Origin of the sequence: Rubinisphaera italica (genome assembly GCF_007859715.1) — a bacterium.
Lineage (GTDB): Bacteria > Planctomycetota > Planctomycetia > Planctomycetales > Planctomycetaceae > Rubinisphaera > Rubinisphaera italica.
The window spans coordinates 6,670,500-6,680,363 of the sequence record NZ_SJPG01000001.1 but is presented as its reverse complement, the minus strand read 5'-3'; the positions used below and the strand labels follow the sequence as shown (position 1 = coordinate 6,680,363).

At 51.9% G+C, this 9,864-nt stretch carries 6 protein-coding genes and 1 pseudogene; 4 read left to right on the top strand and 3 right to left on the bottom strand.

Going from position 1 to position 9,864, the window contains the following annotated elements; all coding sequences use genetic code 11:
- Positions 1 to 102 precede the first annotated feature (102 nt).
- Positions 103 to 1,524 carry an IS1380 family transposase gene (locus tag Pan54_RS25555; protein ID WP_146501918.1) on the top strand — a complete coding sequence of 474 codons (1,422 nt, stop codon included), beginning with the start codon at positions 103 to 105 and terminating at the stop codon, positions 1,522 to 1,524.
- A gap of 524 nt (positions 1,525 to 2,048) precedes the next feature.
- On the opposite strand, the pseudogene Pan54_RS26935 reads toward Pan54_RS25555, so the two are convergent.
- A pseudogene (locus Pan54_RS26935) lies at positions 2,049 to 2,879 on the bottom strand (Kelch repeat-containing protein); the annotation flags it as partial.
- On the opposite strand from Pan54_RS26935, the gene Pan54_RS26635 reads away from it, so the two are divergent.
- Positions 2,840 to 2,962 carry a hypothetical protein gene (locus Pan54_RS26635; RefSeq protein ID WP_261343190.1) on the top strand — a complete coding sequence of 41 codons (123 nt, stop codon included), beginning with the start codon at positions 2,840 to 2,842 and terminating at the stop codon, positions 2,960 to 2,962. The pseudogene Pan54_RS26935 and the gene Pan54_RS26635 overlap by 40 nt on opposite strands.
- Before the next feature lie 58 nt (positions 2,963 to 3,020).
- On the opposite strand, the gene Pan54_RS25545 is transcribed toward Pan54_RS26635, so the two are convergent.
- A complete protein-coding gene (locus Pan54_RS25545; RefSeq protein WP_207310223.1) occupies positions 3,021 to 3,935 on the bottom strand; it encodes a dihydrodipicolinate synthase family protein in 915 nt (304 codons plus the stop codon).
- A 722-nt stretch (positions 3,936 to 4,657) separates the two neighbouring features.
- Positions 4,658 to 4,801, bottom strand: coding sequence for a hypothetical protein (locus Pan54_RS26015; RefSeq protein WP_165441979.1), 144 nt, complete (start codon positions 4,799 to 4,801; stop codon positions 4,658 to 4,660).
- 390 nt (positions 4,802 to 5,191) lie between these two features.
- Here Pan54_RS26015 and Pan54_RS25540 point away from each other — a divergent pair, with 390 nt between their 5' ends.
- Complete coding sequence (locus Pan54_RS25540) at positions 5,192 to 5,839, top strand: RNA polymerase sigma factor (protein ID WP_146506250.1); 648 nt, start codon at positions 5,192 to 5,194, stop codon at positions 5,837 to 5,839.
- The gene (locus Pan54_RS25535) at positions 5,799 to 9,755 is read left to right on the top strand and encodes a protein kinase domain-containing protein (RefSeq protein WP_146506249.1); all 3,957 of its coding nucleotides are present in this window, start codon (positions 5,799 to 5,801) and stop codon (positions 9,753 to 9,755) included. The genes Pan54_RS25540 and Pan54_RS25535 overlap by 41 nt, the downstream gene beginning before the upstream one ends.
- The last annotated feature ends 109 nt before the right edge of the window (positions 9,756 to 9,864 follow it).

Below are 9,864 nucleotides of genomic sequence, written 5' to 3'. Positions count from 1 at the left end.
GCTAACCCGGATTTCTCACCCGGGGGTGGAAAAAGGCTGCCTGGTTTGGGATAAGTTGTTTTCTCACAACAGCTTTCACCCCAAACGACAGGCAGCCTTCTCATGACACAGTGTTCCACAAAGTCCCTCACTTTTCAACCCCACCAGCGTCGCGAAGTCGTGGCCAATTTTGATGGTCTGATGATCACCTCCGATGCGGGCGGGCTCTTGCTGCGGGAACTCGATAACAAGCTGAAGTTGACTTCACGGGTCGCTGGTTGTTTTAGCGATCATCGCGATTTCGATTATATTGAGCACTCCGTGCTCGAACTGGTCAGGCAGCGTATTTTTGCGTTAACGCTCGGCTATGAAGACCTCAATGATCATGACCGCCTGCGGGATGATCCATTGCTCGCGCTGCTGGCCGGCAAAGACGATCTGACCGGACAACAGCGAGCGCGGGAACGTGATCGCGGGCATGCTCTGGCCGGCAAAAGCACGCTCAATCGACTCGAGTTGACTCCCCCCGGAGCCAGCCCGGAGAGCCGCTACAAAAAGATCACGGCCAACTGCAGCGACTTCTCACGTTTGTTCGTGGATCTGTTTCTCGACGCTCACCAGAGGCCGCCCGAAGAAATCATTCTCGATTTCGACGCCACCGATGATCCACTGCACGGACATCAACTCGGGCGATTCTTTCACGGTTATTACAAGCAGTACTGCTATCTGCCGCTGTATATTTTCTGTGGCGAGCACCTGCTGTGTGCGCAGCTCCGACCGGCCGATATCGATGCCAGTCTGGGGACAGTGGAACAGTTGCAGCGGATTGTGCCGTTGATTCGCCAGCGCTGGCCGGAGGTGCGAATCGTGATTCGCGGCGACAGCGGATTTTGTCGCGAGCCGATCATGCAGTGGTGCGAAAAGAACGAAGTCCAATACATTTTGGGGCTGGCCAAAAACGAGCGACTCAAGGAAATGATTGAGGCTCAGCGGGTGGCCGCCAAGCTCTTTTTTGACGACACGAAACAAGCCGCTCGCCTGTTCGCTGACCTGCGGTACCGGACGTTGAAAAGTTGGAGTTGCCAGCGGCGGGTTGTCGCCAAGGCCGAGCATCTCTCGAAAGGCGAGAACCCGCGGTTTGTGGTGACGAATCTGACAGAAGACCAGGCCGATGCCCGGACGCTGTATGAAGATCTGTATTGTCAGCGCGGCGAGATGGAAAACCGGATCAAGGAACAGCAGTTGTGTCTGTTCGCCGACCGGACGAGTTGTGCGACCATGCGGGCCAATCAACTGCGGTTGTGGTTTTCTTCGGTGGCCTATGTGCTGCTGGCGGCTCTGCGACGTCACGGCTTACAGGGAACCGATCACGCAAAGGCCCGCTGCGATACGATTCGCGTGAAGCTGCTCAAGATCGGGGCACAGGTGCGGGTGACGTGCCGGAAGGTGTGGCTGTCACTGTCGGAAGCATACCCGTATCGCGAGTTGTTCGGCCAGGTCTGGCAAAACCTGCAAGACCTCCCGCCGCACCCTGTCCCTGGATGAGCCCAATCGGCTTCGAAAGAGTCCACCACAGCGCCCACCGCGCTCGCGGTACGCGCCGAACTGACAAAAACGGCCTGAAATCCGACCTGGCACCAAAAAAACACCTCTCGACACCCCCTCCACGCTCCCAATCCCCACCCACCAAACCAAATTCCCGCCCCGCAAGCCCCCGGGAGAAGAAATGAGAAACCGGGTGAGAAATGCGGGCTAAGCATGGTTGCGAAAATACTGCACCCGGCTGCCCACCACGGGATGTGACCGCCTCCGCGAAAATAGTCGTCTGTATTCTTATTCCGACGTGCAAAGTAAACTCCGACACCAACCATCGCCAATAGATATCCGAAGAGCACACTATAGTTGACTGCTCCAAAACCTTCAGAATGGCTTTGGGGGGAAATGCTCCATATTTTCGGAGTCCGCACACGTGGTCGTATTTCTCCACTGGCAATCACAATTCGATTGTCCCACATGACCGGAATCGTTGTGACCTGATTCATCGGGATACGACCTGCGGAGCTCCAGGTGTTAGTGATCGTGTGATAACTCAACGCTTCCCGTAGAAAGCCGGGATGATTGTCGCGTAGTTCGTCAGCTTTGAAGAAATTCTCACCATCATCGCCGCCCAGAATAAAGAGATGACTCTGCCCGAATCCGATGCCGGTGCCTGCCATAACACTTCGAGGAGCATCGGCTCGCCGTCGCCATTCACCTGTTCGCGGCGTAAATTCCCAGACATCTTTCAGGAACTCAGCGGTTTCGCCCTGTTGATTTCGGCCGCTGATCACATAAATACAGTCGTCATAGCCATTATGCTGTTGAACTGTAATATTATAAGCTCGGGGAGTGCCGGGAAATGGAGCAAGCTTGTTCCAGTGAAAGTCTTCTGGATCATTCTTCATTGAGAGATCTAGTGTCCAGAAATTGTTCATTGCCGACTTCTGGCTGTTCTGCCCACCAGCGAGATAAATCGTATTTCCCAGCAGAGCAGCCTGACCACCGGCACATGGTTCTGGAAGTTTTGGATAGTCGACCCGGCTGATTTTCTGGGAATCTGGATTCCAACTCAGTAGAAAGACATCAGCGTAAGTCGTCGTCGAATCATTGCCGCCAATACACACAACTCCGTCTGAAGTTGAGACTGCAAATCCATAAGCAATTGCCCGAGGAAGAGTGCCCCCGTCTTTCCATTCATAACCAGCTCCCGTCCTGGTCAGCACGTAAATTCGATCATGCCAGACTTTACTGTTGTCCCAGACTGGCTCAGGAAAGTTCGCTCCTCCAGACACGATGAGGGCGTCTTTATGAACTCCGACAAATGGCCCAGCTACACCTGATTTATCAGGAAGGTCAGGCAGGGCTTGCCAGTCGAGTAAGGATTATTCGCGATCTTTATCATTTCCAATTTCTTGTGCGTCGGCATGCGTTCCGTGCGAAATAATAATTGAAACGAGATAAATAAGGAGCTTGAGCGAGCGCGTGATACTCATCGAAAAAATTCATCCTTCTGATCTGGTGGAAGCAATCCAATCGAAGAATCCGATTTTGGTTAAGTTGTTCCGTAAATCGTTGATTTGTGATTCACACAGCATTTTCACGGGAAGTCGAGTCGGACCGCACTCTGATGAAACCATAGACATAATTGCCTTTTGAGCCGCTCGTGGTCCGAACGGAATAAAGGTCCGCACCAGTTCTTGAGATTTTGACTGCTGATCTCGGGCTTCCTTCAGATTGCCTTCAGAGAATGCCTTGATCAATTGATGGTAGACCGGAGCCGCGAAGTTATAGGTACTGCCAACCGCTGCACGAGCCCCAGCTGCAAGTCCGCTGAGCAGCATTTCATCCAATCCCCAAAGAATCTCAAAGCGATCGCCTGCAAACTCCAGGCACGATTGAAATTCAAAGACATTGAGTGAAGTAAATTTAATGCCTCTCAAATTGGGAATTCGATCACGCCCCAGTTTCAGAAATTCGACCATGTTGAGATTCACACCCGTGACTGACGGAATGTGATAATAATAGAAGGGCAGATCAGGAGCACCTGCAGCAATTTCTGACATGGACTCGACGAGAGTCTCAACGGAGTCCGGCTTGAAATATACCGGGCTGACGGCTGAGATTGCATCGGCTCCGATTTTTTGTGCGTGAGTAGCTAACAGACGAGCTTGAGCAAGACTTTCGCAGCCGCATTGAATAATGACAGGCAGTCTTCCATCTGCTGCATTAACAAATGCTTCCGCAATCGTGCATCGCTCATCGTGTGTCAGCGAGACACCTTCCCCCGTACTGCCCAGGACATACATTCCTGCAATGCCATCTTTCACAAGATGATCGACCATCGAGGGGATCTCCCCTGTGTTAAGTGTCCCATCGTGATGCATCGGCGTGAATGTCGCTGCAATGAGTCCACTCAAAAATTCTCCCTGTCGAACCATTGGTTTCTTTCGTTGATATTGTTTTCAGTGATGTCCTGATGGTCTCTGAACAAATGATTGAAGTTTGAGCATAGCAAAATAAAAGGCGAAGTTCTCGTAGGTTAAGAACGGGAATTGACAGAAATTTACTGATCAGAGGGTAGCACGCCACAGAGCAAATTGCTGTTGTTTATAGGTAACTTTCCATTCTTCCCCACGGGGGCCGTCACCACCTCACCGTTACTTCCGCTTCATAAAAGGAAACCCAGCAATGCACCGGAGCTTGTTAATGAACTCTACTGCTCATGTCGTTTGAATTTGTGGGTAAAGGGACTTCAGTTTTATTCGAGCTTTGCTGTTTTTGAATTGCCAGTTGATTCCTGTTTGGGCGGAATCACCCAGCATTTCTGACGATGAGGCTGCCGTTCGTTTTTTCAGAGTGCGCTCCACTGTTTTACGAGAAACACTCTCGACAACTTTCAACTCGACCATCCGGTCGGCGAGTAATTCAAGCGTCCATTTCGCACATCATTCGTGAGGCTCGCTGCAGGCTGTCGCGATTAACTGAGCTTCCCCCTTACCATCAAAAACACGTTCGCGAGACGGGTTTTCCTGCGGTTTTCTCTCCAGACCCGCTTCAAGTCCTCCCTCCACAAGACGTCGACGAACATTGGCCACCGTTTCAGATGACAGTCAAATGCCGCAGCCACGTCCTCGTCCGTCTAAGCTGGACCGGACGCATCGACTTTCAACAGGATGTTCGCGTGCCGAATCCTGTATGCGGCCCCGTTCCCTTTCTTCACCATTGCAGAAAGCCAGCTGCGTTCTTCACCTGAGAGTTGAACAACATATTTCTTCGGCATCATGATTCCTCCTTGAATCGAGCAACACAAATTCGAACCTTCATTAATCTGAAGTATACACACAAGATCAAAAGCCTCTCGATACTAGTCGTCTGGTCTATGACATTTTGTATTGGTATTCTTGGGACCATAGCGGTCCATCGGAAAGTTGAAATCGCCACGCCGGCTAACCGCAGGGGGCAACAAAACAAGTAAGGCTTTGACTTCGCGTAATGAGACACGAATGTAGCCGACGTTACTAAGTGAACATGAGTCACGACTATCACACATCTGACCGGCACGGGGACCTCTCCGGTAAAATCCGTGTGCGATGGATTGGCTGGAGAAGTGCGAATATGCAAACTTTTTCTGTAACAATCGGACTCGGTTTGTGTACTGATAACAGGAGAATCAATGCAAGGTCCAGAAACCCGTGAATCGCTGTTGGCGAGCCTCTCCAGTCCTCGTTCCGATGAAGGCTGGCAGGAATTCGCCTCGATCTATCGACCGCTTGTTTACCGGGTTGCGGTGGCGAGAGGGTTGCAGCACGCCGATGCAGAGGATTTAGCGCAGGATGTTTTGGTCATCGTCGAAAAATCGCTCGAATCGTTTGATCCTGCAATCGGGGGATTCCGCAGTTGGCTGTATCAGATTACTCGTAATCTGGTCGTGAATCGCCTGGCGCGTGGGAGCCAACTGGCTGGCAGCGGTGACAGCAATGTTCAAAAAATGCTCTCGCAGCATCCCACGTCGGACGACCAAACCGCGTCGCTCTTTCAATTGGAGTATCGTCGTGTTCGATTCCAGCAAGCCGCTTTGATCGTGCAAGCGGAGTTTACCGAAGCAACGTGGGCAGCGTTCAGTTTAACAGCCATTGAATTACAGTCGATTCAGGACGTTGCACAGAAACTTGGGAAATCGCAGGGAGCGGTACGCGTTGCACGATGTCGCGTGATGGACCGTATTCGCGTAGTGGTTTCCCAACTCAGCGATGGTTTCTATCCCTTGGATACAGAGCCCAATGAAAACAGACGCAAACTGGGAGAAAAAGATGGTTGCTGACAATCACTACGACGATGATGCACTGCTTCGGCTGCTTCGAAATCGTATGGGCGATACACAAGAGACGGCCTTGGCTCACGTCGAGACTTGTGATACCTGCCAATCCAAGCTCGAAACCATTTCACAGTCAGGAATGTCGTGGGATGAGATGTCCGAGTTACTCAGGCCGAATGATTTGTTTCCGGTCAAAGAACACCACTTACTTCCCGATGGTGGCGACAGCGAACCGAAAGACTCGATAGAATCCGCGGTCAGTTTTCTGGAACCGAGCAACCACCCAGAATCGCTGGGCCGATTCGCGCGATATGAGATCATGGAGGTGTTGGGACGCGGCGGCATGGGAATTGTGATGCGGGGGTTTGATACCTCGCTCAACCGGCATTCGGCTATTAAGGTCCTGGCTCCAGAATTGGCAACCAGTGCAGCAGCAAGGAAACGATTCTCTCGTGAGGCGAAGAGTGCCGCAGCGGTTGTGCATCCTCATGTTGTGCCGATTCAGACAGTTGACGAGTATGGCGGACTGCCGTATCTGGTCATGCCGGTTGTCGAAGGCCAAAGCGTCGATGGGCGAGTACGCGATTCAGGTCCGCTGGCAGTCATCGAAACTGTTCGCATTGCGGCACAAGTCGCAGAAGGCTTGGCCGCTGCCCACGACCAGGGACTCGTTCACCGCGACGTCAAGCCTGCAAACGTGTTGCTGGAAAATGGTGTCGAAAGGGTCCAGATCACCGACTTCGGGCTGGCTAGAGCAATTGACGACGCCAGCATGACCCGCAGCGGCGTGATCGCCGGCACGCCACAATACATGTCACCAGAACAGGCTCACGGCGACGCCATCGATCACCGCAGCGATCTATTTTCGCTGGGCAGCCTGATCTACTTCATGCTCACCGGTCGCAGTCCCTTCCGCGCTGAGACAACGATGGGCGTCTTGAATCGAATTGGCAATGACCAGCCGCGTTCGCTGCGGTCAATCAATCCTGGCGTTCCCGATTGGCTGGAAGGAATCGTTTTAAGACTGTTGGCGAAAGAACCTAATGATCGTTTTCAAACTGCCGAAGAGCTTGCTGAATTGCTCAACCGATGGTTGGCTCATCTGCAAACGCCAGATGTTGTTGCTGCTCCAAAGTCAAACTTGGCACCGTCGCCAACCTCTCAAATGACGGAACCGAAACGATTCCGATTTGGTCGTATTCCTGCCTGGCTCATCGCGATTGCTTCGGGGGCATTGTTTGTCTTGCTGGGAGTAATTCTGGTCATCGAGACTGGCAAGGGCACTTTGCGGATCGAAACCAGCAGTGATGTCGACGTGCCGATTCGCATCACCCAAGGCGACGAAACGGTCGAGACACTGACGGTCTCGAAATCTGGAGCAACAACGAGGCTCAAGGCTGGGACTTATGTTCTGGAGATCGAGGACAAATCGAGCATTGTCGAGATTCAAGATAACAAAGTGATTCTTAAGCGGGGTGAGGAATGGATCGCTCGTATCGAGGCGACGCAGGGTTACTCTACTACTGGCATGCCGGAGAACACGCCCGCTGCAGTGGCTAAGAACTACTTCGCAATATTGCAGCGAGGAGCATTTTCAGAATCAAACATAGATCATATTTTGTCTTCTAATCATGTGGGCCGTTTGACGGAGAGAAAGTGGCTGGAGTTGGCAGCAATATTAATTCAAGATGTGTTATCGCACACGCCGGAAGTTACAGTGAATGGCAATTCTGCTCTGGCGGTATTCAAAGAAATGAAGTTGACACCGCGACTCTTTGATGTCGGCGGGTCGGGATGTCTCATCATGCAGATGACGCGAGAAAGGGAGCGTTGGCGCGTTCGCGATGTAGACATATGGGCTCCTAAGCATGCGAAGCAGCAACTTGCCCAAACACGCTCTAGCAGCGAAGGTGAGGCGAGTAATGTAAGGCCTGACGAATCGATCGAAGTCGGCGCTACCAACACGATTCGGATTCAATTACTGTCAAACTCGGAGATTCGCATTCAAGGGAAATCGGTGAACGTGTCGCGACTACGAGAAGAGTTGCTGTCCGCGATTCCAAATGACGGTGCCTATTCCGTTCTAATTGTGACTGACCGCGATACGCCCTACAAAAGTGTCAAAGCGATCATCGACATCCTCAAAGATTTGGGCGATTCGTTTGCTGGCAATGTTAAATTCGCATTACGATCCGAGTCAGATCAAACAGCGGACATCAACCAACCAGCGTTTTCTACGCCAATATCAGTGCTGTCGCACGTGGCCGCAAGCGAAAAATCCAACGATTGGGCAGCAATGCTGGTCGTCTTCGACGATGACTTGATTCGTGGGTTGTTGCTTGAGAACTTAGAAACGATCATCAAAGAAGAATTGAGTGGCCCGCCAAGTGAGTGGACTCACGAGCAAAAGGAGCTGTCCGATGTCATTAGTGACCATTTAGCTGGACAGGACTCGGATAATGCGATAGCCGACTTTCTCGCGATTGTCAGACTTTCCGAATCACTGACTCTTAACGATGGTCCCGCTGTTCGTGGCTTGCTCGGAGCCCACATTTACAATCAACTGCAGTCACCTCGTACGATGATGGGACAGATCTGCAACTGGTTACAGGTAAATAAAGATGTGAAACTGACACCACGCGTCTATCGCTTGTTCAACACGGTTGGGAATCAAGTGACCGTCATGAGTGAAGAGGGTGACTACGCGCTGTTGATCGAACGAGGCCAACGCGGCTGGCTGGTCTCCAACCTCTGGAGCAGCGATGCCCAGAAAGGAGTGGATGCAATCCTCAAAGACTGGCCATACGGATTCCCCAGAATTGAAGGAGACGAAGGCACGACTGTCGAGGACAACACGCTGTCTGACACGAATGGCCCACTTTCTCCCATGATTGAAGAGAAATCAGAGTGGGACAACTTTCTCAATCGATGTCCAGCCGATGGTGTGGCGGTCATTCGCGCTGCCAATTCTCAGTTGAATGAACTCAATCAGGATGGTCTCGACAAGATCGCAGACGAGCTTGGCACAAGTGTCGTCCCAATGAATATGGATGTCATTCACCCGAACTACATCTTGGTGAAGGACCAAAATCTGCTGGCCATTCAAATGGGGCCAGCGACGGAAAAAACTTTGCGGCGATTCATCCAGAGTGCGTCGGACTATCTCACACCACAACAAGCAAGCGTGCAGCCTCGTTCAGTCATTCACTTTGACTGCTATATCAATGAGAACAATGAGGCACACGGAACGATGACTGCAGCGCCAGTCCACCTGGCCGGTGTTGTTCTTGCACAACACGAAGATCACGTGCTACTGTTAGGCCCAAGCAGCATCGCAGGATACATCGAAAAGGGTTACAAGTGCCTGGCGACGTTGCAGGCGGACAGCGGAGAATTGGTAAGCGTTCCTATCGATGTCGTCTCTTCCAGTAACGTGAGGAAAGCGAATGTGGACGTACTGGTTGAGAGTGGGTTGGCTGTTTACGAAGCCTCTGCTGTACCGAACGTGCCGGCGGTTCGATTGGCATCCCCTAATATTGAGCTAGAGGTTGGATCGCGTGTGCTGAGCGGTTTGACGAAACGGCCCAACCGTCGATCGCCATCAGTGCTCGCTGGATACGCTCCCAGAATTCATTGGATGACGCAAGAGGTCACCGAATGGCGCGAATCGAGCTACGGCTATCATCCGGATGGTTTTGAAATGTTCGACGTCACTTTCGATGGTGACAACATACCGACCTGGGCGACGTTCACTCCTGAAGGACAATTGCTTGGCCTGGGGGCGTTGTTTGATTTCAATAACCACACGGCAAGCATTCTGGTGCCAGATGCGATTCATGCGACGTTGCGAGCCTCAATCCCACATATTGACGATCCCTATCTGAAAACTATGATTGAGAATCAGGTTGACGCCGAACAATAGAACGTGTCCGACAATGTTGATTCATCAGTGTATGCAGCGCCAATGCTGTGGGATTTAAAGACTGACGAAAACGTCCGCTGGCGGGTGCCGTTGGGGTCGCAGACGATGC

Coding starts and splice junctions, on each gene's coding strand:
- Pan54_RS25540 (WP_146506250.1), top strand. CDS start 5,192: ATGCAAGGTCCAGAAACCCGTGAATCGCTGTTGGCGAGCCTCTCCAGT.
- Pan54_RS25535 (WP_146506249.1), top strand. CDS start 5,799: ATGAAAACAGACGCAAACTGGGAGAAAAAGATGGTTGCTGACAATCAC.
- Pan54_RS25555 (WP_146501918.1), top strand. CDS start 103: ATGACACAGTGTTCCACAAAGTCCCTCACTTTTCAACCCCACCAGCGT.
- Pan54_RS26635 (WP_261343190.1), top strand. CDS start 2,840: ATGGCCCAGCTACACCTGATTTATCAGGAAGGTCAGGCAGGGCTTGCC.
- Pan54_RS26015 (WP_165441979.1), bottom strand. CDS start 4,801: ATGATGCCGAAGAAATATGTTGTTCAACTCTCAGGTGAAGAACGCAGC.